This is a genomic window from Flavobacterium profundi (assembly GCF_006491645.1).
GTDB lineage: Bacteria > Bacteroidota > Bacteroidia > Flavobacteriales > Flavobacteriaceae > Flavobacterium > Flavobacterium profundi.
The window spans coordinates 124,441-151,201 of the sequence record NZ_VDCZ01000011.1 but is presented as its reverse complement, the minus strand read 5'-3'; the positions used below and the strand labels follow the sequence as shown (position 1 = coordinate 151,201).

The 26,761-nt window shown below is 30.7% G+C and carries 30 protein-coding genes; 11 read left to right on the top strand and 19 right to left on the bottom strand.

What is annotated here, in order from left to right; genetic code table 11:
- Nucleotides 1-38: 38 nt before the first annotated feature.
- Genes FHG05_RS14200 through FHG05_RS14165 form a run of 8 tightly spaced genes read right to left on the bottom strand, consistent with a single transcriptional unit; the run spans nucleotide 39 to nucleotide 8,026 of the window.
- A complete protein-coding gene (locus FHG05_RS14200; protein ID WP_140998765.1) occupies nucleotides 39-1,142 on the bottom strand; it encodes a peptidylprolyl isomerase in 1,104 nt (367 codons plus the stop codon).
- Between the two features lie 11 nt (nucleotides 1,143-1,153).
- Nucleotides 1,154-2,263, bottom strand: a complete 1,110-nt coding sequence (locus FHG05_RS14195; RefSeq protein WP_140998764.1) for a peptidylprolyl isomerase — start codon at nucleotides 2,261-2,263, stop codon at nucleotides 1,154-1,156.
- Between the two features lie 40 nt (nucleotides 2,264-2,303).
- Entirely contained in the window at nucleotides 2,304-2,852 is a 549-nt protein-coding gene (gldI, locus tag FHG05_RS14190; RefSeq protein WP_140998763.1) for a gliding motility-associated peptidyl-prolyl isomerase GldI, read from the bottom strand.
- Entirely contained in the window at nucleotides 2,849-3,871 is a 1,023-nt protein-coding gene (locus FHG05_RS14185) for a DHH family phosphoesterase (RefSeq protein WP_140998762.1), read from the bottom strand. Before FHG05_RS14185 ends, gldI begins: the two co-directional genes overlap by 4 nt.
- A gap of 1 nt (nucleotide 3,872) precedes the next feature.
- Nucleotides 3,873-4,244, bottom strand: coding sequence for a fluoride efflux transporter CrcB (gene crcB / locus FHG05_RS14180; RefSeq protein ID WP_140998761.1), 372 nt, complete (start codon nucleotides 4,242-4,244; stop codon nucleotides 3,873-3,875).
- 3 nt (nucleotides 4,245-4,247) lie between these two features.
- The gene (locus FHG05_RS14175) at nucleotides 4,248-6,245 is read right to left on the bottom strand and encodes a T9SS type B sorting domain-containing protein (RefSeq protein WP_140998760.1); all 1,998 of its coding nucleotides are present in this window, start codon (nucleotides 6,243-6,245) and stop codon (nucleotides 4,248-4,250) included.
- Nucleotides 6,246-6,276: 31 nt separating this feature from the next.
- A complete protein-coding gene (locus FHG05_RS14170) occupies nucleotides 6,277-7,116 on the bottom strand; it encodes an ABC transporter permease (RefSeq protein ID WP_140998759.1) in 840 nt (279 codons plus the stop codon).
- A 10-nt stretch (nucleotides 7,117-7,126) separates the two neighbouring features.
- The gene (locus FHG05_RS14165; protein WP_140998758.1) at nucleotides 7,127-8,026 is read right to left on the bottom strand and encodes an ABC transporter ATP-binding protein; all 900 of its coding nucleotides are present in this window, start codon (nucleotides 8,024-8,026) and stop codon (nucleotides 7,127-7,129) included.
- Between the two features lie 150 nt (nucleotides 8,027-8,176).
- On the opposite strand from FHG05_RS14165, the gene FHG05_RS14160 reads away from it, so the two are divergent.
- Nucleotides 8,177-9,259, top strand: coding sequence for an endonuclease/exonuclease/phosphatase family protein (locus FHG05_RS14160; RefSeq protein WP_140998757.1), 1,083 nt, complete (start codon nucleotides 8,177-8,179; stop codon nucleotides 9,257-9,259).
- Nucleotides 9,260-9,328: 69 nt separating this feature from the next.
- Here the strand turns inward: FHG05_RS14160 and FHG05_RS14155 are convergent, their stop codons facing one another.
- A complete protein-coding gene (locus FHG05_RS14155) occupies nucleotides 9,329-9,490 on the bottom strand; it encodes a DUF1328 domain-containing protein (protein WP_140998756.1) in 162 nt (53 codons plus the stop codon).
- A 249-nt stretch (nucleotides 9,491-9,739) separates the two neighbouring features.
- Between FHG05_RS14155 and FHG05_RS14150 the strand changes: the two genes are divergently transcribed.
- A complete protein-coding gene (locus tag FHG05_RS14150; protein WP_140998755.1) occupies nucleotides 9,740-10,270 on the top strand; it encodes a hypothetical protein in 531 nt (176 codons plus the stop codon).
- Between the two features lie 6 nt (nucleotides 10,271-10,276).
- Here the strand turns inward: FHG05_RS14150 and FHG05_RS14145 are convergent, their stop codons facing one another.
- Together FHG05_RS14145 and FHG05_RS14140 are read right to left on the bottom strand one after the other, a co-directional pair.
- Nucleotides 10,277-11,041, bottom strand: a complete 765-nt coding sequence (locus FHG05_RS14145) for a TIGR02757 family protein (RefSeq protein WP_140998754.1) — start codon at nucleotides 11,039-11,041, stop codon at nucleotides 10,277-10,279.
- A 5-nt stretch (nucleotides 11,042-11,046) separates the two neighbouring features.
- A complete protein-coding gene (locus tag FHG05_RS14140) occupies nucleotides 11,047-11,718 on the bottom strand; it encodes an ABC transporter ATP-binding protein (RefSeq protein ID WP_140998753.1) in 672 nt (223 codons plus the stop codon).
- A 149-nt stretch (nucleotides 11,719-11,867) separates the two neighbouring features.
- Here FHG05_RS14140 and msrA point away from each other — a divergent pair, with 149 nt between their 5' ends.
- Genes msrA through FHG05_RS14125 form a run of 3 tightly spaced genes read left to right on the top strand, consistent with a single transcriptional unit; the run spans nucleotide 11,868 to nucleotide 13,549 of the window.
- The gene (gene msrA, locus FHG05_RS14135; protein ID WP_140998752.1) at nucleotides 11,868-12,509 is read left to right on the top strand and encodes a peptide-methionine (S)-S-oxide reductase MsrA; all 642 of its coding nucleotides are present in this window, start codon (nucleotides 11,868-11,870) and stop codon (nucleotides 12,507-12,509) included.
- Between the two features lie 14 nt (nucleotides 12,510-12,523).
- Nucleotides 12,524-13,192: a GTP cyclohydrolase I FolE gene (gene folE, locus FHG05_RS14130; protein WP_140998751.1), complete on the top strand. Its 669-nt coding sequence runs from the start codon at nucleotides 12,524-12,526 to the stop codon at nucleotides 13,190-13,192.
- A 54-nt stretch (nucleotides 13,193-13,246) separates the two neighbouring features.
- Nucleotides 13,247-13,549: a hypothetical protein gene (locus FHG05_RS14125; RefSeq protein WP_140998750.1), complete on the top strand. Its 303-nt coding sequence runs from the start codon at nucleotides 13,247-13,249 to the stop codon at nucleotides 13,547-13,549.
- A gap of 26 nt (nucleotides 13,550-13,575) precedes the next feature.
- Here the strand turns inward: FHG05_RS14125 and FHG05_RS14120 are convergent, their stop codons facing one another.
- From FHG05_RS14120 to FHG05_RS14095, 6 genes are all read right to left on the bottom strand, one after another.
- Nucleotides 13,576-13,899, bottom strand: a complete 324-nt coding sequence (locus FHG05_RS14120) for a DUF6787 family protein (RefSeq protein WP_140998749.1) — start codon at nucleotides 13,897-13,899, stop codon at nucleotides 13,576-13,578.
- Nucleotides 13,900-13,905: 6 nt separating this feature from the next.
- Nucleotides 13,906-14,334, bottom strand: coding sequence for a DUF6146 family protein (locus FHG05_RS14115; RefSeq protein ID WP_140998748.1), 429 nt, complete (start codon nucleotides 14,332-14,334; stop codon nucleotides 13,906-13,908).
- 106 nt (nucleotides 14,335-14,440) lie between these two features.
- Nucleotides 14,441-15,070 carry a DUF937 domain-containing protein gene (locus tag FHG05_RS14110; protein ID WP_140998747.1) on the bottom strand — a complete coding sequence of 210 codons (630 nt, stop codon included), beginning with the start codon at nucleotides 15,068-15,070 and terminating at the stop codon, nucleotides 14,441-14,443.
- Between the two features lie 41 nt (nucleotides 15,071-15,111).
- Nucleotides 15,112-16,068, bottom strand: coding sequence for a D-2-hydroxyacid dehydrogenase (locus FHG05_RS14105; protein WP_140998746.1), 957 nt, complete (start codon nucleotides 16,066-16,068; stop codon nucleotides 15,112-15,114).
- Nucleotides 16,069-16,136: 68 nt separating this feature from the next.
- Complete coding sequence (serC, locus tag FHG05_RS14100; protein WP_140998745.1) at nucleotides 16,137-17,207, bottom strand: 3-phosphoserine/phosphohydroxythreonine transaminase; 1,071 nt, start codon at nucleotides 17,205-17,207, stop codon at nucleotides 16,137-16,139.
- Nucleotides 17,208-17,350: 143 nt separating this feature from the next.
- Nucleotides 17,351-18,409 carry an acyl-CoA reductase gene (locus FHG05_RS14095; RefSeq protein WP_140998744.1) on the bottom strand — a complete coding sequence of 353 codons (1,059 nt, stop codon included), beginning with the start codon at nucleotides 18,407-18,409 and terminating at the stop codon, nucleotides 17,351-17,353.
- Between the two features lie 122 nt (nucleotides 18,410-18,531).
- Between FHG05_RS14095 and FHG05_RS14090 the strand changes: the two genes are divergently transcribed.
- The 3 genes from FHG05_RS14090 to FHG05_RS14080 all read left to right on the top strand — a co-directional run bounded on the left by FHG05_RS14090 (nucleotide 18,532) and on the right by FHG05_RS14080 (nucleotide 20,659).
- Nucleotides 18,532-18,882 (top strand): 4Fe-4S dicluster domain-containing protein, encoded by a 351-nt coding sequence (locus FHG05_RS14090; RefSeq protein WP_140998743.1) that lies wholly within the window; start codon nucleotides 18,532-18,534, stop codon nucleotides 18,880-18,882.
- Nucleotides 18,875-19,324 (top strand): hypothetical protein, encoded by a 450-nt coding sequence (locus tag FHG05_RS14085; protein WP_140998742.1) that lies wholly within the window; start codon nucleotides 18,875-18,877, stop codon nucleotides 19,322-19,324. The genes FHG05_RS14090 and FHG05_RS14085 overlap by 8 nt, the downstream gene beginning before the upstream one ends.
- 153 nt (nucleotides 19,325-19,477) lie before the next feature.
- Nucleotides 19,478-20,659, top strand: coding sequence for a hypothetical protein (locus FHG05_RS14080; RefSeq protein WP_140998741.1), 1,182 nt, complete (start codon nucleotides 19,478-19,480; stop codon nucleotides 20,657-20,659).
- A 47-nt stretch (nucleotides 20,660-20,706) separates the two neighbouring features.
- On the opposite strand, the gene FHG05_RS14075 is transcribed toward FHG05_RS14080, so the two are convergent.
- The gene (locus tag FHG05_RS14075; RefSeq protein ID WP_140998740.1) at nucleotides 20,707-21,246 is read right to left on the bottom strand and encodes a hypothetical protein; all 540 of its coding nucleotides are present in this window, start codon (nucleotides 21,244-21,246) and stop codon (nucleotides 20,707-20,709) included.
- 170 nt (nucleotides 21,247-21,416) lie between these two features.
- Nucleotides 21,417-24,041, bottom strand: a complete 2,625-nt coding sequence (locus tag FHG05_RS14070; RefSeq protein ID WP_140998739.1) for a TonB-dependent receptor — start codon at nucleotides 24,039-24,041, stop codon at nucleotides 21,417-21,419.
- A 165-nt stretch (nucleotides 24,042-24,206) separates the two neighbouring features.
- Here FHG05_RS14070 and ychF point away from each other — a divergent pair, with 165 nt between their 5' ends.
- The 3 genes from ychF (at nucleotide 24,207) to FHG05_RS14055 (ending at nucleotide 26,613) form a co-directional block, all read left to right on the top strand.
- On the top strand, nucleotides 24,207-25,301 hold the full coding sequence (gene ychF, locus FHG05_RS14065) for a redox-regulated ATPase YchF (RefSeq protein WP_140998738.1): 1,095 nt from the start codon (nucleotides 24,207-24,209) through the stop codon (nucleotides 25,299-25,301).
- 104 nt (nucleotides 25,302-25,405) lie between these two features.
- Nucleotides 25,406-26,065 (top strand): response regulator transcription factor, encoded by a 660-nt coding sequence (locus tag FHG05_RS14060; protein WP_140998737.1) that lies wholly within the window; start codon nucleotides 25,406-25,408, stop codon nucleotides 26,063-26,065.
- 68 nt (nucleotides 26,066-26,133) lie between these two features.
- A complete protein-coding gene (locus tag FHG05_RS14055; protein WP_140998736.1) occupies nucleotides 26,134-26,613 on the top strand; it encodes a hypothetical protein in 480 nt (159 codons plus the stop codon).
- Nucleotides 26,614-26,761: the final 148 nt, after the last annotated feature.

Genomic DNA, 26,761 nt, shown 5'->3' with positions numbered 1-26,761 from the left:
ATAAAAAAGCTCCAATTTTTTGATTGGAGCTTTTTTATTTATTGTTGACTTTCTAATAATTCAACCTCAAAAATTAAGTTGGTATTCGGTGGAATGATACCACCACCAGCACCTGTTTTTCCGTAACCTAGTTCTGAAGGAATGAAAAGAATTACTTTATCTCCTAAACTCATCGAGTTTACACCTTCAAGGAACCCTGGAATTAAACCACTTTTGTTTCCATATTGAAAAGGGAAAGGTGCGTAACCATTTGCGTTGGCTCTATTTTGATCAAATTTTCCATTCGCCCTACTAATATCTTCGTAGCTACTGTCAAATAAACGACCGTCTTCAAAATAACCGGCATAGTGAATGAATACTTGTGTTCCTTCAGCTGGTTTTACTCCAGTACCTTTTTGAATAACGGCATATTTTAAACCAGAAGGCAAAGTTATTGCTTCCTTGCTTTTTGCTTCGAAAAACGCCTTTTTGTCGGCTATAGTTTGTGCAAATTTAGCTTCTAATGCTTTTCTTTTTTCAGCTTCTATTTTGTCTTTTTCTTCTTTTTCTTTCATGTAATTTTCAAAGACTTTTTCAGCTTTAAATTTTTTAGCTAATTTACCTTTACGAATAATGGTTACTTTTTCAATTACATCATTTTGTGCGATGCTATTAACAACTTCTTGTCCTTCGATTACATGTCCGAAAACGGTGTGTTTACCATCTAACCATGGAGTTGCTTTGTGTGTAATAAAGAACTGACTTCCATTGGTCGCTGGTCCAGCATTAGCCATAGATAAAATACCTGTATTGTCGTGTTTTAAATCGCTAACAATTTCATCTTCAAATTTATAACCAGGATCACCACCACCAGTACCAAGTGGGTCACCTCCCTGAATCATGAAGTCAGCTATAACACGATGAAATTTTAAACCATCATAATATAGTTTCCCTTTGTATTGTTCAGATACAAAAGCGTTTTTTCCTTCGGCTAAAGAAACAAAATTAGCAACTGTAACCGGTGTTTTTTCAAATTCTAATTGTAATAATATTTTTCCTTTTGAAGTAGTAAGTTCAGCAAATAATCCTTCATTTTTTTGTGCATTTATAGAGAAGAAGCTAAATAATAAAGTGAATAGTACTACTATTTTTTTTGTGTTCATGTGTATTAAAATTAATTAGGCATATTTTCAACAATATCTATTTCAAAAATGATATCTGTATTAGGTGGAATTACATGACCTGCTCCTTGAGCACCATATCCTAAATTTGAAGGAATGTAAACCATGATTTTATCTCCAAAAGATAACAATTCGATTCCTTCAATAAAACCAGGAATTAAGCCTTGTTTGTTTCCAAATTCAAATGGGAAAGGTACATATCCGTTTTGTTGTGCTCTCATAGAATCAAATTTTCCATACATTTTAGATACTTCTTCATAGTTTGAATCAAATAATTGTCCGTTTTGAAGAAAACCAGCATAATTTACATATACTTTAGTTCCTTTTTTAGGTTTTGCTCCATTTCCTTTATTCAAAAACTGATAGATTAATCCTGATTTTGTTTTGGTACCTTCTTCTTTCAGTTTCGCAATTTGGTCTGCTTTTAGTTTTTCAGTAGCTTCCACTTTTAAAGCTGCCAAACGTTGTTCTTCCGCTTCTTTCTTTTGTACTTCTGCTTCCACAGTGTAATAGTCTTTAAAGATTTTTACAGCATCAAATTTTTTAGCTTCAGCCCCTTTTCTAATGATTGTTATTTTGCGAATCGTATCGTTCATTTGGATAGAATCCACTACATTTTTTCCTTCCATTACCTCGCCAAAAACAGTGTGTACATTATCAAGCCAAGGCGTTTCTTTATGTGTAATAAAAAACTGACTTCCATTTGTTTTTGGACCTGCATTTGCCATAGAAAGAATTCCTCCTTTATTGTGTTTTAAATCAGGGTGAAATTCATCTTTAAATTTATAACCTGGATTACCAGAACCGTCACCATTTGGATCACCTCCTTGAATCATAAAATCGGGTATAACTCGGTGAAAGGTTAATCCATCATAATAAGGTTTTCCTTTATATTCATCAGCAACAAACGGATTTTTTCCTTCTGTTAAGGATACGAAATTGGCAACCGTAATAGGTGTTTTTTCAAACTCTAATTTTACAAGAATATCTCCTTTATTTGTTTCGATATCCGCATACATTCCGTCATCGAATTTTGAAAATTTATCGTTACAGGAAGTAAAAAAAAGCAATAAACTTGCTGAAAATGTCAAAAGATGTTTCATAGAACTGTTTTTATTTGTTTTATAGTTTGTATGTTTCAACTTAATTTGGAGTAGTGTCTTTTTTAATGTCTTTTAATTCAACGGTGCAAATTAGAGGCACATTGGATTGTATTTTATTATCATCTCCATGATAACCAAATCCCATATGAGAAGGAAATAAAAAGGTAACTGTTTCTCCTTTTTTCATTAATTTAATACCATCGCGAAGTCCCATCATGATGTTTTGTTTATCCACCAAGTAGGCTTGTAGTTTTAGTTCTTCTTTAGAATAAATTATTTGGTTGTTCAAATCATTAATTTCATAGTTGAAATAGGCAATATCTCCTTTTACTGGAGAAGCAGTTTCTTCTTCTATTTTTGTAATGTATTTGTACCAATATCCTTTATTAGAAGCTATATATTCTTTTAAAGTATCCTTTTTTATGATGGAATCTATTAAGAGTTCTTCACTTGCAATAAGTTTTTTATTTCGTTCGATAGACTCTTTTATAAAATTCCCATCTGTTTTTGATATAGGTTTTCTGGCTTGTTGTTTTGAACAACTTGTAGCAATTACTAATGTAGTAATGATAATAAAGAATTTTTTCATTTCTCTTTTCTTTCTTTTTCTTCCGCTAAAATAGTAATAAATTGATTGACTGTTTCTTCTAAACTTGAAAAAGATTTTCCTCCAGCAGCATTTATGTGTCCACCACCGTTAAAATACTTTCTGGCAAATTCATTTACATCAAAATTGCCTTGTGAACGGAATGAAATTTTAATGATTCCTTCTTCTTTGTTTTCTATAAAAATAGCCGTTACAATTACGCCTTGAATACTTAGACCATAGTTTACAATTCCTTCAGTATCTCCTTTTTTATAATTAAAGGCATTTAATTCTTCTTGACTTAGTGTAATATAAGAAGCTTTGTATTGTGGTACTATTCTTAAATTTTGTAATGCTTTTCCAAGTAATTGTAAGCGTTCGTAACTCGAATTGTCAAATAATAAATTATGAATTTCACTATTGTTAATTCCTTTGTCGATTAAATCAGCCACACATTGATGTGTTTGAGGTGTGGTTTTTGGAAAACGAAAACTACCAGAATCAGTTACAATTCCTGTATATAAACAACTAGCAACATCTTTATTAATAAGATGATTATAGCCTAAGGCATTGATGAAATCATATACCATTTGACAAGTAGAACCATAATTTACATCTGAAAAAGTATACTTAGCATAAGAATCTGGTAATTGATGATGATCAATCATAATCATTGGATTCGATAAAGTTTCAAGTACCTTTTGCATAGCATCACCTGTTCGATGTAAGGCATTGAAATCTAAAGTGAAAATATAGTCACTATTTTGTAAAAGAGGTAATGCTTTGTCATATTCTCTTTCAAAAATAACAGTTTGAGTTGCATTGGGTAACCAAGCTAAAAAATCAGGATATTCATTTGGAGAAATGAAAGTAACCTGATGCTGAAGTTGTTTTAAAAAAAGTAACAACCCTAATGAAGACCCCATAGCATCACCATCTGGATTTCGATGACACACAATTGTGATTTTTTTGGGTGTACTTAGTAACGATTGTATTTCAGTTAATTCGGTAGTTGAAAGCATTTTATTTTGTTAGATATATGCCTATGCCTACAAAAGTGATACCAATTACAATTGACAGCAAAATGTAGCCTAGGGTTAGTATATAATTTTGGGATTGTAAAAGGTTGAAATTCTCTAATCCAAAAGTTGAAAATGTAGTAAAACCTCCACAAAAACCAGTAATTAATAAAAGTTTAAAAGCTTCATTTTCGGTTTGGTGTTTTTGGAAATACCCCACAAACAATCCTATTAGTAAACACCCTAACATGTTTACTAAAAACGTAGCAATATACGCTTTATTTGGATATGTTTTAGCAAGATAGATATTGCATAGATATCTTAGTGAACTTCCAATGCCACCTCCTAAAGCAATAAAAAGAAGATTTTTTAACATGTTTTATCGTTTCATTGAAAAATGGTTTCTTATCGTTTTACCATTACTTAGTTCAAGGACAAACCAATAATCAGATGAGGGTAATAATTCGCCATTATAAGTTCCGTTCCAACCATTTCCAAGTGGATTAATTTGTTTTAATAGTTTACCAAATCTATCAAAAATATAGATATTACTATTTTCTAAACCATTTTTATCTAAATTTTCAATCTGCCAAGTATCATTATATCCATCTCCATTAGGTGTGAAAAATTTTGGATAATCTAAGATATAAAAAGTTTCAGTAACAAAACCACAATTGTTTTTATCGTTAACATAAACTGTGTATTTCCCAGGAAGTAAGTTTTCAAAAATGGGACTGTCTTGGTAATCTAATCCATTAAGAGAATATTCATATAGTCCGCTTCCTAAAGCAAAAATTGTTGCGGTATTATTTTCGGAAAAATCATTAATTACGATATTTTCAATGGTAGCTATTTGAGATCCAATAACGTGAAAAGTTTTTGTTTTAAAGCAGCCTGAAGCATTTTCTAAGGTAACTGCATAATCTCCTTCTGTAGATACCACTATAGATTGACTGGTCTGAATAGGTGTAGTGTTCCAACTGTAGGAACTAAATCCGCTTCCTGCATCAAGAACGATACTATTGTTTTCACAAAGCCCTAAGGTTTCATCGCTATAATCTTCCGTAAAAGTAGCTACTTCTAATAATATTGGATATACTTCATTGTCATAGCAATCAGCAATATTGATGACTTTTGCATATAAAGGCTGTTGATAGGGAACCGAGTTTTGATATAATAAAGGAACTGGAGTTGTAGCAGTGGGGCTTTCAAATAAAGCCAATTCATAATTTGAAGGAAGGTTACTAATAATTTGAGGTAATAGGAGACTCAAATCAAACATGGTTATTCCATCTTGTATGTCGTCTGCGTCACATTCTGTAAAAGGATCATTGGTATTTTGAACAAGCGTTGGTGCAAATTCAATAATAATGTCGTCTGTTGGAGCTTGAGAACAACCAGGAATAGAAACAATAACGGTATATGTTCCATCTTGCGTTACCGTTAAAGTGGAAGTCGTTTCTCCAATAATTTCATTCCCATCTAAAAACCATTGATGGGTACCATTTAATTGGGTGTCCAAAAGTATAGCTCCACAAGCAGGATTTCCATTGGCTATAGTTCTATCTTCTCCAAGGTTTACACTAGTATTGAAACTACCTGCTTTAAGAAAAATAGCAGAATCATAACGATAATTTCCTTCATCTGCAATGACTAATTTTATATGGTATTGATGGCCAGGTGTAACCGTTGCTTGGGCCGTCAAAGTTTTCGTTTGTCCATTAAAATTTGTGGGATGATTGATGTCATTAAAGCTGTCAAAATATTGTTCATTTTGTGGTCCACAACCTCCAGGAATATTTGGGTGTACAGTGGTTACTTTAACTGGGATATTAGTGTTTGGTATTAAGGCTAAGTTTTGATAATTTGTTGAGCCAACTTCCCTTAGTAGAAATGCAAATCCATCAGAATATTGACAAGTTGCGGTTCCATGATATTCTTCAGAAGAAAAAATATAGTCGAAACTGATACGATTTCCTAAAGGGGTGAAATCAAACTCAAGTATTGTCGCATTAATTGAATTGGAAATATTTAACGCTTGATTTAAATCACTATCACCATTCCATCCAATTCCATTTCCGTCATCTGAAATATAGGCATTAGGTCCTGGAGCGTTATATATTCTACCTGTGCTTAGAATAATTCCGTCTTCAAGAGGAAAAGAAGATCCGTCTCGATTAAAATAGCCATAGGATTTATCTCCTGAAGGGAAATTTCCACCTGAAACAGTCACATTGGTTACCGATGCGCAACCACTATTAATTAATATATCTTCAACTAATTGTTGTGGTGTGTAAGTATTTTGATCTACACTGATACTTTGTGCCTGATTCTTTTGAATAATCAATAAAAAAACTGCAATTATAAAATACCTCATTCTTTACTTTTTAATAGCAAAGGCAAAGATACTATAAATCTCTTTTTCTCAATATATAATACGATAAATATATGAATATGAAAGTCCAAACACAAACAATGGCTATTTCTGAAAAATGAACACCATAGTCTCTTGCTACATCTTCACCTGTTATTGTAGTTTCAATGTTTTTAATGGCAGATAATCTTGAAAAAGGTTGTTTGATTAAATTACTCATGGATTGCAATGGGAAAAAATTTGAAATTTTATCCATTAAATCAAAATCTTTAAGAATGAATTTTCCCATAATTCCATATACAATCCATTCAAAAAAATACCAAATTAGCAAGAAACCTAATGCAAAAGCACTTCTTTTTACCAGAATTCCAAGAAATAAACAAAATGAAAAGAAACCAATCAGTTTAAAGAAGAAAGCTATTAAATAGTTTAAATCTGAAAAGACAATACCAAATTCTGTGTAAGATGAAAAAGAATATCCTAAAATTAAAGACATTAAAAAAATGAATACGGTTGAAACGAGAGCAAAAGTTACAACAGTTAGAAATTTGGAAAGAATGAATTCTTTTTTACTTAATCCGTCAATTAAATTTTGTTTTAGAGTACCATAGGTATATTCATTAGCCATCATGGAAACAATTACAATGGCTAAAAATAATTTAAAATAACCTGCAATATAGGTGTTAAAGTGCCATATGTATGGAAAATTAAAAATACCTTGCTCTGCAATATGAAATTTTAGTTTGCCAAAATCAAACTTAATGGAAGCAATTAAAGCGATAAAAGAGAGTAAGACAAAATAGGAGATAATGAGGAACTTACTGGCTCTATTTTTTAATAATTTTTGAAATTCTATTAGGAGTAAACGTTTCATTTTTTAGTTTTTAGTTGGTTTTTGTTAGTTGTAAAAATTGCTCCTCTAAGCTGTTTTTTCTTTTTACTAAGTGTTGGAGAATAATGCCATTTTCAAATAAATATTGATTCAATTCATCTGCTTCTAAATGGTCTTTTAGGTAAACAAATACCTTATCTTCTTCAATTTTTATATCCTTAACAGCGGTATGTTTTTGTAAACGTTCTTTTAATAATACGATATTGTCTGATTTTAATTCGAAAAAACCTTCGTTAGATAACATACCATCAACTGCACCATGATATAAGGTTTCACCATATCGTAATACAACGACATGACTACAGACTTTTTCAACTTCGTCTAATAAATGAGAGGCTAATAAAATGGTAGTGCCTTGTGAGGCAATTAATTTAATTAAATCTCTAATTTGTCTTATTCCTTGAGGATCTAATCCATTTGTAGGTTCGTCAAGAATTAAAATTTCTGGATCATTTAATAATGCAGAAGCAATAGCTAGTCTTTGTTTCATTCCTAAAGAAAAGGTTCTGAACTTGCTGTCTTTTCGTTCTAAAAGTCCAACCAACTCTAATTTTTCAAAAACTTTTGAATAAGGAATGCCTTTGATTTTACAAACCAATTTCAAGTTTTCTTCTGCTGTCATGTACGGATAAAAATTGGGACGTTCAATAATGGCTCCCACTTTTTTAAGTGCTTCATGTGTAGGTAAACTTCCATTAAACCATTGGTAATCACCAGAAGTTTTATTTACCACATTCAAGACAATTCCTAAGGTTGTTGACTTTCCAGAACCGTTCGGACCTAAAATACCATAGACATTTCCTTTTTTGATTTCAAATGACACATTTTTAACAGCATGTACGCGCTTATTAAAAATTTTATTGAGATTGGTAATTGTAAGTATTGTTTCCAAAATATAAAGTTTTATTAAAAAGTAGACGATACTTCGCAAAATTTGTTACAAAAAAAGAGCTTGGATTAAAAAAAGGTATTTCTTTTATTTTATTTTTTTTAGTCGTAAATATGAGTATTTTTATAAAGTCTTACAATAGACACATATGCTATGGAATTTGTTATATATATACTTTGTTGTATTGTCTTAGTGGTTAATATTTTGCCTTTTATTCCGCACCAACATTGGTTTTTTAGAGTATGGGATTTTGGTAGAATTCAGCTTCTTTTCTTGTTAATTATTTTATTCTTATTAAGCATATTTGTTTTTTCGGATTTTACTGTTTTTTCAAGAATAGTACAATTTTTGTTGCTGTTTTTTATTGGGTATAATTTAAAAGTATTGTTGCCGTACACTCCTTTATACAGTCAAGAAAATAAATGTAATAGTAGCAATGAAGAAAATTCAGTAAGTATTATTTCTGTGAATGTGTACCAATTTAATAACGAATACGATAAATTAATTCGTTTAATAGAGGAAGTAAATCCAGATATTGTTCTAACTATGGAATCTAACAAAGATTGGGAAGAACATTTAAGGAAAATTGAAACGAATTATCCGAATACACATAAAGTTACTTTAGAAAACACCTATGGAATGCATTTTTACACGCATTTAAATGTCATTCAATCTAAAACCAATTATTTTGTAGCAGATGATATTCCTAGTTTTGAAATTATCTTAGAAACGAATTCAGGAAAACGGTTTACTTTTTTTGGAGTTCATCCACCACCTCCAAGTCCAACGGAAGAAGAGAATTCTAAGGAACGAGATGGAGAATTGTTATCGGTTGCTAAAAAAGTAAAAGAAAGTAACTATCCAGTTATTGTTTCAGGAGATTTTAATAATGTAGCTTGGGCCAATTCTTCTGTTTTATTTAAGAAAAAATCACAATTAATTGATCCTCGAATTGGAAGAGGTTTTGTGTCTACTTTCCATGCGAAATATCGATTATTGCGCTTTCCAATTGATTTATTTTTTCATTCTGAAACCATACAAGTGAATGAATTTAAAACTTTGCGAGCAATAGGTTCGGATCATTTGCCCTTATTTTGTAAATTTTGTATCGTTACCGAAAATAAATCGGAAAATCTATCTGAGAATACTAATGTAGCAGAAGATGGAGAAATTGAAGAGATTATTGAAGAAGGTAAAAAAGAAGAAGGCGATAGAGATGCTGTAGCTACAGAATAAAATAAATCCTGTAGATAAATTTAGTTTATAGTAATTTATCTACAGGATAGGTAATATTTTTCTTTTTTCTTAAACTCTGCTTCTCCCACTAATAAGTGATAAAATAAATAGTACAATAAAAATAAAGAATAAAATTTTTGCTATACTAGCAGCACCAGCTGCAATTCCTCCGAAACCGAATATTCCAGCAACTATTGCTAAAATAATAAATGTGATAGTCCAACGTAACATAATAATAAATTTTTAGTTTGTAAATCGTTTAAATAAAATGAGAAATTGTTCTTCTCATTTTCTATTACAAATTTAGAATGAAGCTCCTACTTCTGCCTTATAAGATTTTTGAAATCCGTTATACTATTACCATATTGTTGTTATTTAGGGTTTTAAATGAAGATTTTGCAATATAAAGCGTATATTGTATAAAAGAATTTAAACAATGAGCCATTACTTTTGTTGGTAAAATATCTTAAATTATTAACGATGAAAATCAGTACATATACCAAGAGAGCTTTATTAGGAGGTGCAATTTCATTAGCTATTATATTAAGTGGAACTTTTCTATTAGGAAAATTAAGTGGTTATGAGGCCAAAATTTTAATTCGTAATTCGCTAACAGGAATGAATACTTTATGCAATACGATCGCTTTAGCTTCTGCTACGATTCTAGCTCTATTACTTACCTTATTAGGAATTAGTTCGAGTTCCAAATCGAAATTAAAAAAAGATCATTACCGACATATTTTGCAAATAGCGAAGCTAGATACTTTTGTGTTTGTTGCGGCAGTAATTACTTTTTTGATTTTTAATTTACCTATAACAGAATCGGAGAGCGTGCCTTACAACTGGTTTAATTTTGTGTATTATATTTCTTTAGGAATTTCTAGTATCTTAAGTTCGTTATTGATTATGGTGGTGCTAATGTTATACAATACTATTGTAAACATTATTAAAATTGTAGGGCTAGGAATTTTGGATCATCCTTTGGTTAGTAAAGAAGAAGATGAAGAATAATATCGCTTAGAATTTTTCGAATACACCTAATCCAAATAAAGCAAAATCATATTTTACAGGGTCTTTTGGATCTAGTACTCTTAAATTAGTATCTAGTTCGGCTAATGCTTTTGCGTCATTTTGTTTGCGAGTAAGGAGTTCTAACTTTCTTGCAACATTACCAGAATGTACATCTAGTGGACAAGATAAGGCTTCGGGGGAAATACTTTTCCAGATTCCAAAATCAACACCTTTGTTATCATTTCGAACCATCCATCTTAAAAACATGTTGATTCTTTTAGCGGCTGAATTATTTAAAGGATCTGAAATGTGTTTAGTAGTTCTAGAGGCATGTGGAATTTCAAAAAACACTTTTTTAAATTCAGAAATTCCCTTTTGCATCGAATGTTTTTCGCTGAATTTGTGAAAAACAGCTTCTAATCCGTTATGATTTTTATAAATGTTTTGTAAGGATTGAATAAACGTAATTGCATCTAAGTTATTGAAGGTACGATGTACAAAATGATCTAACGTTTTTAAATCTGTTGTAGTGTGATGCATGACAAAATCAAAAGGAGCATTACCCATTGCATCCATTAATTTTTGGGCACTTTTAATAATCATTTTTCGGTTTCCCCATGCAATCGTAGCTGCTAAAAATCCTGCAATTTCAATATCTTCTTTACTGGTAAAAGCATGCGGAATTTGTATAGGATCTGATTCAATAAAATTAGGATTGTTGTATAAGGTTACTTTTTCGTCTAGAAATTCTTTAAGCTGTTCTTTTGTCATTATTGTTATTCATTGGTAGCCTTAATATTACCATCCACCATAGTTAATTTACGATCTGCCATATTGGCTAAATCTTCATTGTGAGTTACAATTACAAAGGTTTGCCCAAATTCATCTCTCAACTTAAAGAATAATTGATGCAAATTTTCTGCTGAATTAGTGTCTAAGTTTCCAGAAGGTTCGTCAGCAAATATTACAGCGGGTTTGTTAATTAAAGCACGAGCGACTGCAACGCGTTGTTGTTCTCCTCCAGAAAGTTCACTGGGTTTGTGATGCAAACGATGCGATAAACCTAAATAATCCAATAATTTTTTAGCTTCCGATTCTACTTCTTTTTTATCTCTTTTGGCAATTAACCCAGGAATGAAAACATTTTCTAAAGCTGTAAATTCAGGTAAAAGTTGGTGGAATTGAAAAATAAAACCTAAGTGTTGGTTTCTAAAGCGTGACAAATTTTTGTCTTTCATTGGAGTTACTTCCTCACCATTAATTTCTAAATAAGTTCCAGATGCTGCATCCGGTTTATCTAAAGTTCCTAAAATTTGTAATAAAGTGGTTTTTCCTGCTCCTGAAGCTCCCACTATAGATACAATTTCTCCTTTTTTAATATGTAAATCAACTCCTTTGAGTACGTGAAGACTGCCGTAATATTTATGTAAATTTGTTGCCTTAATCATCTTTCAATCATTTGTACAAAGAAACTATTTTTTTTCTAATTCTGAATTTTAAACCTGATACAATTTATTTTCGTAAATAATAAATATAAGTTAAAATACATGTTTGTTTAACTTATTTAGTATATTTGTTAAACAAAAAAAAGAATTACATGAAATATTTAATTTTAGTTAGTTTTTTTATTTTACAAGCTTGCCATTCTCAAGAAGGGAAGTTTAAACCAAAAGAATTTAAAGAACCAATAGCCGTTACTATGAACGAAAATTTAGAAGTTGCCACATTTGCGGGTGGTTGTTTTTGGTGTACCGAAGCCATTTTTTTAGAAGTGAAAGGAGTTCAGAAAGTAACTTCTGGATATATAGGAGGAAAGACGAAAAATCCAACTTACAGTGAAGTGTGTAGTGGTGCGACTGGCCATGCAGAAGCCATTCAAATTACTTTTAACCCCAAAGAAGTTGCTTATCAAGATTTATTAGAAATATTTTTTGGCACACATGATCCTACTACTTTGAATAGGCAAGGAGCTGATTCTGGAACCCAATACAGAAGTGAGATTTTTTATTACTCTTTGGAACAAAAACAAAAAGCAGAGCATTATATTGAATGGCTTAACAAAGAGAAATTATATACCAATCCCATTGTGACCCAAGTAACCGCTGCAAGTGAGTTTTATCCAGCAGAAGAATACCATCAAGATTATTACAACCAAAATTCATTGCAAGGATATTGTCAAATGGTAATTGCTCCAAAATTGGAGAAATTGAGAAAATATTACAAATCGAAATTGAAATAAGAAAGGAAAAGAAAATGAATACGCAACTTGAAAAAGAAATATTTGAGATTATAGGAGATAATCATCAAATGACTTCGGCTGAAACGCCATTAAGAAAAGATGCTTTTGATAAATCAGACGAAGCGAAAATGGAAGTTATTGAAGAGCATTTTGCTGTAATCATGAAAGAATTAGGTTTAGATCTTACAGACGATAGTTTAAAAGGCACTCCGCATCGAGTAGCTAAAATGTTTGTTCAGGAAATATTTTCAGGATTAAATCCAGCCAATAAGCCAAAAATTTCGGTTTTTGATAATTCCTATCATTATGATAAGATGTTAGTGGAAGCCAATATTAGTTTTAATTCAACATGTGAGCATCATTTTTTACCTATTGTAGGAAAAGCACACATTGGTTATGTATCTTCAGGAAAAGTAATTGGATTATCTAAATTGAATAGAATTGTAGATTATTATGCAAAAAGGCCACAAGTTCAGGAACGCATGATTATGCAAATTTTTAATGAATTGAAAACGGTTCTAAATACAGAAGATGTTATTGTTGTGGTTGAAGCAACCCATTTATGTGTTTCTAGTAGAGGGATTAAAGATGAAAGTAGTTTTACTTCTACGTTGCAATATGGAGGCGTTTTTAAAGAGAAAGCGTTTCGAGATGATTTTTATAAATTAATTAAGAAAGAATAGTTTTTGGCATTTATTTTGTTATCTTTCAATAGATTAATTTTTAATTTTTTTGAAATGGCTGAAGAAGCTCAAATCATAACTAAACCGAAAACGTCTAGCAAAAAATCAAAATTACTCTTGAGTATTTTATTTGATTTAATAGGCATGCTTTCCTACATTGTTCCTTTATTTGCTGAAATTACAGATGTAATTTGGGCACCTATTTCAGGTTTACTTTTACTATATATGTACAAAGGAATGACGGGAAAAGTAGCGGGAATTATTGGATTTATAGAAGAAGCATTTCCTTTTATCGATTTTATTCCTACGTTTACCATTACTTGGATTTATCAATATGTAATAAAAAAAGAAGAATAAAAAAATCCCGAATTATTCGGGATTTTTTATTTCAATTTATTATCTAAAAAATTGGCAATAAAGCCTAATTTCATTCCACGGAGCATCTTTTTTTCGAACCACCAAAAGAACTGAAATTGTCCGAAAAGCGTACCAATTAAAACTAACAAGACTTGGTATAAAGGAAAAATAAGCAGCAATCGAACAGGCCAATACAACCATAAGGACATATTTTCTTTAGTAATTCCTAAGGCATTTGTAATAGGTTTGGAAATATAAGCAGCAGTTGAACCCGTTATAGCAAATACAATAAAAATGATAAGAAGTTGCCAATTGGAAGTGATATTCCAGCGTTGTTTCAGTTTATTCATGTAGTGTTAAATTCGTGGCATAAACATTCCAAGACGTTGCTTGTTTTTTAATTGAAAATAGACAAGATAGTTGTAAATCATGTAATTTACTTCATATCCATAATCGATGTTGCTATCGTAATTAATTTGTAATTCGTATAAATTGGGATTGAATTGATAGGGATTCATGGCTCTGCGATTCCATTCTAGTACCCAAACTCTATTTCTAGCTTCCAAATAATTTTGTGAATAAAAATTTCTTGGTCTGGCATTTGTATTGAACCAAGATTGAAATCCAGCATCAATAATCGTTACTTCATATTCAATTTTATCATTTGCAATATGAATGGTGTCACTTTCTAATTTTGGTTTATCTGTTGAAGCAATATCTTTAGTAGTATCACAAGCAATTGCAATTCCTAAAATACCAACTAATATGATAAAATATTGTTTCAAGATAAATAGTTATTAAAAAGGGGAGAATTACTCCTTATTCTGTTATAAAGATAAAAAAAAGCACCGACATAGTCGATGCTTTTAACATATTTGAATGATTCATATGTTATTTTTTGCCAAATAAACTTCCTAATAAACCGCCTAAGCCACCTTTTTTCTTAGTTACGGCAGAAATGGCGTCGTTAACATCTACTTTTCCGTCGTTATTTTGATCCAATACCGAATTTAATAAGCTACCACCAAGAGAGCTGCCATCGGTGCTTCCTCCTAATAAACTTCCTAAAATACCTCCTAAACCTTCACCGTCAGATACACCTTTGTTTTTAGTTTGTTTTCCCAAATAACCCATAATAATTGGAGCTAACATGGGTAATATTTTTGAAATAATACTGCTAGAAACACCTGTTTTTTCACTAATACCCGTTTCAACTGCACCTAATTTGTCTCCTAATAAGTGACCTAAAATTTTAGATCCATCAGTGAAATCACCTCCATTAATAAAACCTCCTAAGTTTTCTAAAATGCTTCCGTCGTGTTTTCCACTAGTTACAGCATTTATTAGCCCTTCAGCACCGTTTCCAGAAAGCAAGTTTCCTTGCATAGCTCCTAATAGAGCAGGTAAACTAGAAGAAACTACATTGCTCGCTTGAGAAGGATTTATTCCTGTTTTTTCACTAACGTTACTTACAATTTGTTTTCCTAAATCGCTGTTTAATAAATCTAAAATTCCAGACATGTTATTGTTATTTGAGTTGGATGTTAAAGTTAGTGATTTTTTTAATTGTTTTTCAACAAGCTGATAATTTGTTCCGCTAATTCTGTTCCAATGCGATCTTGTGCTTCCATAGTAGCGGCACCAATATGAGGTGTTAAAGAGATTTTTGGGTGCATCAATACTTTCATTGCGGGTGTTGGTTCGTCTTCAAAAACATCCAATCCTGCAAATAAAACTTTTTCTTCGTCTAAAGCTTCTACTAAAGCTACCTCGTCAATAACTCCACCACGAGCAGCATTTACGATACCCACATCTTCTTTCATTAGTTTTAATTCTTCGCGACCAATAACATATCCATCTTGAGCAGGTACATGTAACGTGATAAAATCTGAATGCTTTAAAAGCTCGTCCATAGGTTCAGTTTTGATATCCACATTAATAAACTGACCGTTATAGAAATCAACACGAATAACAGCTTCGCCCACATATTTATCTGAAGCAATAACTTTCATACCTAATCCTAAAGCCATTTTAGCAACCGCTTGACCAATTCTTCCAAAACCTATAATTCCTAAAGTTTTTCCTTTTAATTCGATACCATTGGCATACGCTTTTTTCAAGCCATTAAAATTAGTATCTCCTTCTAAAGGCATGTTTCGATTAGAGTCATGAAGAAATCGTACTCCAGTAAATAAATGCGCAAATACAAGTTCAGCAACACTTTCACTTGAAGAAGCAGGCGTGTTAATCACATGAATTCCTTGTTTTCTAGCATAATCAACATCTATATTGTCCATACCAACACCACCTCGTCCAATGATTTTTAAACCTGGACAGGAGTCAATTATATCTTGTTTTACTTTAGTCGCGCTGCGTACTAAAATTACTTTAACATCATGCGTGTTGATAAAGGTTGCTACTTGTTCTTGGGCTACTTTTGTGGTAATGACTTCAAATCCTGCTTTTTCTAAAACTTTAATACCTGCTTTTGAAATACCATCATTCGCTAATACTTTCATTGTTTTTATTCTTTTATAATTTTGATTTTTACTTTTCAAATAAATGTAAAAATCAGATATGTAATTTATTAACTGTTTTTTTCTAACTCTTTCATTACGTCTACCAATACTTGTACACTATCTAAAGGTAAAGCATTATACATAGAAGCTCTATAACCACCTACAGAACGGTGACCATTAATTCCAGAAATACCTGCTTTTTTCCACATGCTATCGAAAAGTTCTTGATGGTCTTGATTTTCCAATAAGAATGTTGCATTCATAGCGCTTCTATCTTCTTTTAAGACTGTTCCTTTAAACAACGGGTTCCTGTCAATTTCAGTATATAATAAATTTGCTTTTGCTTCATTTATTTTCTCAATAGCACTGATGCCACCTAATTTTTTCAACCATTTTAAAGTTAATAAAGAAGTGTAAACGGCAAAAACCGCTGGCGTATTGTACATGCTCTCTTTAGCAATATGTTGTTCGTAGTTCAAGATATTTGGAATAGCTCTTCCTGTTTTTCCAAGAATTTCTTCCTTAACAACCACTAATGTTGTACCTGCTGGACCCATATTTTTTTGAGCACCTGCATAAATCAAGTCAAATTTTGAAAAATCAAGCGATCTTGAAAAAATATCAGAGCTCATATCGCATACCACAGGAATAGTTGTGTTAGGAAAAGATTTCATTTGAGTTCCAAAAATTGTATTGTTGGAAGTACAATGGAAATAATCAGCATCTGTTGGAATACTATAGTCTTTTGGGATGTAATTGTAATTAGCATCTTTGGAAGAAGCTACAATTACAGTTTCTCCAAAGGCTTTGGCTTCTTTAATTGCTCCACTTGCCCAAGTTCCAGTATCTAAATAAGCAGCTTTTCCGTTAGTTTTCATTAGGTTATAAGGAACCATTAAGAATTCTAAACTAGCACCGCCTTGTAAAAATAAGGCCTGATATCCTTTGCCTTCTAAATTTAATAACTCAAGTACTAAAGCTCTTGCTTCTTCCATTACAGCTACGAAATCTTTACTTCTATGGGAAATTTCTAAAATGGATAAGCCACTTTCGTTGAAATTTAAAATTGATTTTGAAGCTTCTTCAAATACTTCTTGAGGGAGAATGCAAGGACCTGCACTGTAATTGTGTTTTTTCATTGGTAATAATTTTATTTCAAAATGAATTTGAAAATAGTTGTGATTTTATAGTGTTAGCAAATTTCGGAAATACAGATTATAATAGCATTTCTTTTTATTATTAATTACGCAATGTTATTAACAATAACGTTGTAGTAAATGTATTATATTGTTGTTAAAAACGCAATTGTGTCAATGTTATCGGCATAATCCCAAAGATTTGGTTTTTGAGTTTGACCAAATTGAATACTTTTCAAAATTGGATTTTTACTCACAATACATTGAATTTTATCGACATCTTTTTGAAGTTTTTCAGCGACCTCATTTTCGTTTTCGTAATGTTCATAAAATACAGATGAAATGGGGGAGGCATAATTTTCATCTTCTTTTAAAGTCAGGAAGCCATTATCTAATAATTTGTAGTTACTCATTAAATAAACGGCTTTATTATAATCGTAATTATTGGCGTATTTGTCATATTTTATAACGTCCTGATATGTAAACATGGCGTTAAAAAAAGAATCAAACGAATAATTTTTTGGAATAAAAATTTTAGAAACATTTCTACAACCTAAACCAAAATATTTAAAAATATCTTCTCCCAAGTGTGTTAAATCTTCTGGTGTTTCTTTACCAGTTAGAATCGCTACAGAGTTTCTGTTTTTTCTGATAATACTTGGTTTTTCCTTAAAATAAAATTCAAAATAACGTGCTGTATTATTACTTCCTGTAGCGATTACAGCATCAAAATTTTCTAATTTGCCTTCCACAAAAGTAATTCTATCTTGAAATCTTTGGTCTAAGCTTATTAAGTACTTCGATAAAAATTGAATTAAATGTTGGTCATTTGAAGAAGTTTTAATTAAGGCTTTATGTCCGGTAATTAAAACACTTAAAAAGTCATGAAAACCAACCAAAGGGATATTTCCAGCTAAAATGAGGCCTACTTTTTTTACTTTTATATTGCTAAAGTTATAAGCAGATAACCATTTTTCAATGTTTTCTTTAGTTAACGCTTTCGCCCATGAAGCTAATGAAAAACAAACATTTTCTTTGGTAAACCAACCGTTATGAGATTGCGATAAATCAATTAAATCTACCATTTGATTATAAAATAAAGAGTTGTTTTTTACAGTATCATTTTTGGTAAAATTTTCAGTTGAAAATTGTTCTAAAAATAGGCCTAATTCAATAAAACATTCTTTTATTTCATTTTGTAACATTTGTTTTTTGCTTTTAAGGGTTTACGTTGTATTTTTGCACAAAAATAATGATTTAGTTAGACTATTTAGTTAGATTTATAAAAACTTCTACTGTAGGTTACTAACTTTTAAGTTTTAAAAATATGGCAATAAAAATAACAGACGAGTGTATTAATTGTGGAGCATGCGAACCAGAATGCCCAAATACAGCTATATATGAAGGTGCAGATGATTGGAGATATAAAGATGGTACTAAATTATCAGGTAAAATAATTTTACCGGATGGAACTGAAGTTGATGCAGATGCGGCTCAAATTCCATTATCGGATGATGTATATTATATTGTTCCAAGTAAATGTACGGAATGTAAAGGATTTCATGAAGAACCACAATGTGCGGCAGTATGTCCAGTAGATTGTTGTGTGCCTGATGAAGACTACGTAGAATCGGAAGAAACCTTGTTAAATAGGCAATCTTTTCTACATAATGAATAAAAGAAGCTCCTCTCATGAGGAGTTTTTCTTTTTTAGAAGAAAATTCCTAATAGGTTATTTTCTAGTTTTTTTTCTTTTTTCCTTGTATAAATATATAAAAATAAAAGACTTTAATTTAATTCAAGGAAAAGTAATAGCAATTGAAAAAATTACCTTAAAAAAATGTTCGTCAAGAGGTGGAGGATGTAAATATGTAGATAAATATTTACCAGTCATAGCGTTTTATTGTGGAGATAAAAAAATGGAATTTAGTGAAGGAGGAGAAATTGTATTTAATTCCTTAAATGCAGGAGATAAGGTTGAGTTGTTTGTAGATACTAATAATTGTTATAAAGTGAAAATAAATAAATTATTTTATTATTGGTTACAAATCCCTGATTTAATATTAATTGGATTACTGTTATTAATTATGACAGGAACTATTAAGGTTTTTTTTAAATGATGTTTGATAAAATATTTTGTATAATAACTTTAAAAATTAATTTGAATTCAAAGTTTAATTGCTGTATACTAAAAAGCAGAAAATGTTGTTTTTAGATTTAAAAAGCTTGCGTTTATTTAAATATTCCTATTTTTGTTAAAATTGTTATTGCCGATGAGAAGAATTTATTTTCTTTTTTTGATTATATGCTGTCTAAAATCTTTTTCTCAAGAGAAAGAAATCACCATTGTATTTAGAGATATAGAGAGTCAACTTCCAGTAGATGAAGTTACGCTTACCATTCTTCGTACAAAGGAAAGTTTTATTTCGAATGCAGATGGAATGGTAAAAATTTTATTAAAACGGCCTTCTTATTTAGAAGTGAGTCATTCCTCTTATAAAAAATTTATTGTAAAGTCTATTACGCTTAATGAGGAAGAGAATGTTATTTATTTGGAGAATACGGTAAATAAATTACCCGAAATTATTTTAACTAAAGATCATCCCCAAGATATTTTAAAGAAAATTGTAGATAATTCGAAAGAGAAATTGTCAGTTCCCTCTAATTTGAGAGTTTATATTAGAGAATTTTTTAAGAAGAACGATGCTAATATTTTATATAATGATGGCTTGGTTAATTTTCAAATTTTAAAAGATAAATCGTCTATTAAAACCGATATTTTAGTCGAGCAAAATAGGGTTTTGGGAATTCTTAATGAAAAAACAGATAAAGATATTTATGGGTATAATTTGAATAATTTAATGGAGAATTATTACCAGTTTAAATATCTAGATGAGGTTCTGGATAATAAAGTAAAAAAAATATATGATTTTCAAATTAAGTCATATCCAGAAAATGAAAATTATTATCAGTTAATTATAAAACCTTTGGAAGAAGCTAAAGGATATTTGTTTCACTATACTATTTTATACGATCATACCAAAAGAATTATTATAGAAATAGATAATTTTATTGAACCTGAAAGAGCTGAGCAATATGCTGATTATAGTATTTCTGGGAAGAAAAATGTTTATAAGTCTGCCTTTAAAATGACTTACAGAGTAAAAGGAAATGAAGAGTATTATTTGGTTTATGCCAAAGAAGAAATTGGTTTTTTAGCGAAACAAGATAAAGAAATGATAAAAACAGAAGTGAGAAATTATTTTGTAACCAATAAATTTACAAAACGATTGTTCACTTATGATGCAAAACAAGTTTTTAAAGATAAAACCTTGTTAAATCGTTCTAATACTATTCTTACTGATTTTTGGAATATCGACTCTGGTTTGGTTTTAACCCAAGAAGAACAAGACTTTATTGATGGTTTAACTGGAGCATACGAAGAGACACAATAAAAAAAGCGAATCAAACGATTCGCTTTTTTTATTCTATGGATTCAATTTTATCTTTGAACCACAAATTTTTCCATCGTAATTTTATCATTTTTGTAATCAAAAGTTTCTAAAATTAGATTGCCATCTGCGTCAAAATACCCAAAAGATACTCTATCATCGCTTCTGTAAATATAATTGTTGTTAGAAGTTTTTCTTAAAACACCGGCTTCATTTTGAGAAGGATTTAGCATTGTATATCCATTACCTTTTTGAATAATTTGGTATTTTTTTCCATTTTCACTGTTGTAATAAGCAGAGCGATCAACATCTACATATTTAGTTTCTCCGTCAACTTTTACTTTAGTAGTTTTGGTAACATCTACTTTAGCTTCCTCTTTCATTGGAATGTTAATTCCTTTTTGTTCTGACATTTCAAGTTCTACATTTTGAACTTCTTTTGTTTCAACAGTTTTTACAATTTTCTTTTCTCCTTTCGAATCTTTTACAGTAGTTACTACTGTTTCCGTTTCCTTTTGCACGTTTTTATTTTGAGCCGATATCGATAAAGTGGCTACTAAAAATACCGATGTTAAAAATAGATTTTTCATGATTTCATTTTTTAATGTTATGGTACAAAGCTACTATGAACTCATGCTAACTGTGTTACATCATTTTTTTTCCTTTTTATATAATTATTAGATTGCTACTATATTTCTTATATGTAACAAAAAAGGTTACTTCTATGAAGTAACCTTTTAAATAGTTATGGAAAAGGTTTTTAAAAATCAAAACCTAATCTTGCATAATAATAAGCGCCACTAAAACCCATTTGTACAGAATCCCAATACCCTCCAGCTTCCGTGTCTCCAATTTCATCTTGCTTATCTGGGTATACGTTTAATAAGTTATTGCTACCAATTGATAATTTTAAGTTTTTTGTAAATTGATATCCTAATGTAACATCTGTAACAATTTTTGCATCATACACATCATCTTCATTTGAGTAATCTACTAAAACTACTTTGCTAAAACGAGTAAAAGCGAGTCCACTGTCAAATTTATTTTTTTTATAGGTTAGATTTAATGCAAACTTGTTGGAAGGAGCTGAAGCTAGTAGAAACGCTTTTTCTCTCTTACCAAAAAAAGTTTCTTCGTCTAAAGAGCCATTGTTAACACGATCAATTTTCATGTCATTTATATTACCTACTAATGTTGCCGTATAAAAAGCATTGCCTATATTTTTTTTCCAAGCAACAACTAAATCCAAGCCTAATGTTTTTGTATCTACCCCATTGGCAAAAAACTGCGCTTCAGAAACTCCAATATTTAAAGCTGAAGCATCAAAATAACCAGTTAAAATGATGCGGTCTTTTACATTAATAAGGTAACCATCAATTGTGGTGGTGAAATCACCAAAATTAGCTGTTACTCCTAAAGAGCTATTTATGGCTTTCTCTTGGTTTAATTTTTCAATTCCAAAAGCTCTTGTTACCGGACTATTATTTGGTGATAATAATACTTCTGTTGCTCCAGAAGAATTAAAATTGGTAAACCTTAAATTATAATAAATTTGCGCTAAAGAAGGTGCTCTAAAGCCTGAACTTATTGATCCTCTTAGATTGATTTTATCAGTAAGTTTCAATCGAGAAGCTAATTTACCATTTATTGTGGAGCCAAAATCACTATAGTTTTCAAAGCGTAAGGCACCACTTATTAAAAATGACTGTGTAACATCTAGTTCTGAATCAACATATAAAGAAATGTTACTTCTGTCTTTTACTAATTCATTAGCCAAGCTATAACCTGGAAAACCTTGTGAACCACCTGGTCTTGGATTACCTGAAATAGGATCCACTGGAATAGTTTGGTTCGCAGGATCTGTTACTACTTGTCCGTTTACATCATAAGTAGCATAAGAACCTTCTTCCCCCGCAAATATGCTAAATTGCTCTGTACGGTATTCTGCTCCAAAAGCAAAGTTCAAACCTTCTAAGATTGCTTCATAATTTTTTGAAAAGTCGAAGTTTAACGTATTTTGGCTTAAACTATGTCCACCTGCATCAAACTCAGTTGGAGAAGCCTCTTCTAAAGAAGCATTTAGGGTTCCTTTTATAGTATAATGAAAAAGGTTTTTACCAAAAGTATTACTAATATCGATATTCCAGCCGTTATTGGTTTTGGTCTTTATTCCAGCTGCAATCGAAGTGTCAAAGATTACTGAAGTAATTCTAGGCGTGAAACCACCAGGGTAAATGCTCTCTACGACTCTTTCACCATCGTTTCTAGTAAATGCATACGCGTCGGTATTTCTATAATTTCTTCCACCAAAAATGTATAATTCTGTTCGTTCAGAAAGTTGGGTAGCTATATTTCCAAAAAAATTAAAACCATTAATTTCGGCTTCACCAAAACCTTTTCTAAAATCGTATCCAGGACGTAAGGTTTTATTTTTGTCTAAATATTCTAAAGTAAAATTTGCAAAACCTTTTTCACCTAGTTTTACTCCATAATTAGTTGCTACTTTTAAAGACTCACCATCTAGTTTTTTGTCTTTTCCAAAGGAATTTCCATTCCCGTTTTCATCCAAACGGTATCCTTCTGTATTAGCAGTTCCAGGTAAAAAATCGCCTTGTGCGTTTGTATTGTAAGCACCATAGGTAATATTTCCAGAAACTCCTTCGGTATTATCTTTTAATACAATATTAATTACACCAGCAATGGCATCGGAACCATATTGCGCTGAAGCTCCATCTCTAAGAATCTCAATTCTCTTTATTGCATTTGCAGGAATGGCATTTAAATCGGTTCCTGTGTTTCCTCTTCCACGAGTTCCAAAAAGATTAATTAAAGAAGATTGGTGTCTTCTTTTTCCATTGATTAACACTAATGTTTGATCAGGTCCTAATCCTCTTAAAGAAGCAGGGTCAACATGGTCAGCACCATCAGAACCCGACTGTTTATTTGCGTTAAAGGAAGGTGCTACATATTGAAGCAATTGATTAATTTCAATTTTACCACTTTGGGTAGTTACGTCTTTTACATCAATAACATCGATAGCTACAGCCGATTCGGTGACAGTTCTTTTGGGACTTCTAGAACCTACAATTTGAACTTCTTGTAATTGTTGTCCTTCCATTAAAATGACATCGACAATAGTTTTTTCCGTCGTTTTTTCCGTCGTTTTGAATCCGATGTAGCTAAATACTAATACAGCACCTTCGTTGACCGTAATGTTATACTTACCACTAAAATCGGTTACTACACCATTCGAAGTGTTTTTTTCAATCACGTTAACTCCAATAATAGGTTCGCCAAATTCATCCGTTACAGTTCCAGAGATTTCTTTCTGAGAAAAGAGCAATTGAAATCCTGTAAACATTAATAATAATGTTAGTTTTTTCATAAAAATCTGTTTATTTGTTTGTAAGTGTAAATATAGTTTAAAAAAAACGGAATTCTTTTTTGTAATTGAAATAATAAATTATTAAAATAACAGCAACTTTGAGACTTTATAACTTTTAAAGTATATTTGCAAACTTTAAAATGAATTAGTTATAAAAAATATACTATGAAAGCAGGAATTGTAGGCTTACCTAATGTTGGAAAATCAACACTTTTTAATTGTTTATCAAATGCAAAAGCACAAAGTGCAAACTTCCCATTTTGTACAATTGAACCTAATATTGGTGTTGTAAATGTGCCTGATCCAAGAATTGTTCGTTTAGAAGAGTTGGTTAAACCAGAACGAGTACAAATGGCTACTGTTGATATTGTGGATATTGCAGGATTGGTAAAAGGAGCAAGTAAAGGAGAAGGCTTAGGGAATCAATTTCTTGGAAATATTAGAGAGTGTAATGCTATTATTCACGTATTGCGTTGTTTTGATAATGATAATATTGTGCATGTTGACGGAAATGTAAATCCGATTCGTGATAAAGAAACAATAGATATTGAATTACAATTAAAAGATCTTGAAACAGTTGAAAAAAGATTAGAAAAAACCAATCGTGCTGCTAAAACAGGAAATAAAGAAGCTCAAGCAGAAAAAGCCTTATTGGATCGTATTCGTGAAACCTTATTACAAGGTAAATCGGCTCGTACTGTTGTGGCTCAAAATCAAGATGAAGCGGAATTAATGGAAGAATTTCAGTTGATTACTTTAAAGCCTGTTTTATATGTGTGTAATGTGGATGAAGCATCAGCCGTTTCAGGAAATAAATATGTTGAACAAGTAAAAGAGTTAGTAAAAGACGAAAATGCAGAGGTGATTGTTCTTTCTGTAGGTGCAGAAGCTGATATTACAGAATTAGAAAGTTATGAAGAACGTCAAATGTTTTTACAAGATATGGGATTGTCGGAACCAGGTTCAGCAGTTTTAATACGTGCCGCTTATAAACTATTAAATTTACAAACTTATTTTACAGCAGGAGTGAAAGAAGTAAGAGCTTGGACTATAAAAATTGGTGATACAGCTCCTAAAGCTGCTGGAGTTATTCATACAGATTTTGAAAAAGGATTTATTAGAGCTGAGGTTATTTCATTTGAAGATTATTCCAACTATGGTTCTGAAGCTAAAGTTAAAGAAGCTGGAAAATTAAGAGTAGAAGGAAAAGAATATATTGTAAAAGATGGAGATGTAATGCATTTTAGATTTAATGTATAAAATCTAAATTTATTTCGATATTTAAAATAATTTAAGAAATTATATAGAAAAACCGTTGTAGTGATACAGCGGTTTTTTATATTTGTTAAAATTATCTTAAAACTATGAATGCTATTCAAAAACAATTAATAATAGATATTCATAAAGTAGCTGATGCTATTCCAGGTATTGTCATTATCAACGATGTAGCTACTAGAAAGGTCGTTTATATGTCTCAAAAAGGCTTAGATAATTTTGAAATTACCCTTGAAGAGCTTGAAAAATTAGGGAGTACGTATTATTATAAATATTTCAATGAAGAGGAAGCAGGAAGAAATTATTTGGATTATTTGCAGTTTATAGCCAAAAATGATATTTCTACAACGCTTACCTATTTTCAACAAGTGAGAAAAAATAATAACGAACCTTGGGTTTGGTATTTATCAGTTAATAAAATAATACTTCAAGAAAATGGATTGCCTTCTTTAGTTTTAACATTAGCACAACCCGTTAGTGAATTAACCAGCGTAGTGAATCGTTTGGATAAATTGATGGAAGAGCATCTATTTTTGAAGGAAAGTCTTCATAAATTTTCTTTAATTAGCGAAAGAGAAAAACAAGTTTTAAAACTTTTAGCATTAGGTAAAACCAATGATGAAATTGCGAAAACTCTATTTATTTCTATAAATACAGCAAAAACACATCGTAAAAAAATAAAGGAAAAGTTAAAAGCAGAAACGACTATTGAACTTCATAAATATGCCAGCGCTTTTCGTTTAATATAAAAATCATCACTTGTGGGTATTGTTTTTCAGATTATTGAAACTTACATTTAAATATAAAATGATTCAATATGAGAAAAAAATTACTTATTACCACATTATTTCTAAGTTTTCAAATGCAATTTCAAGCGCAAGAAGCTTTTAATGGAAAACTAGAAATAGCTACAGGAATAATTAGTGAAATTACGTATTATAATGTAGCAGAATTGATGAAAAGTTTTAATTATGAGTTTGCTGGAAATTTTGAAAGCGTCTACAACAAAAACTTCATAAAGCCAGAAGGTTCAGATGAAAAAGCAGACTTTATGAGGTTCTATTTTTGTGAAGAAACAGAAATGCTTAAAATGATTTATGTTCAGTTTGATAGGGAACATTTTTTAGAAGCAGTAGAGCAACTTACAAAAAATGGCTATCAAAGCAAGAAATTTCAGTTTATGAAATTTACGAATCCTTTGCGTTGGGCTAAAGATACTAACACATCTCCATTTCGTTTCATAACTGTTGATAGTAGTAATGCAATTTGTGTACTTTACTTTGGAATTAAAAGTTAAGGAAATAATTTTTAAGAAAACTGCCATCTTATGGAATTTTCTTTTTAATAGTATTAAGAAAAAAAATACTCTTTTATTATGTAAAGAATATAGTAATGAATTAACGACTAAAAATAATATATCTATTAAAACACACTATATTTAAAAT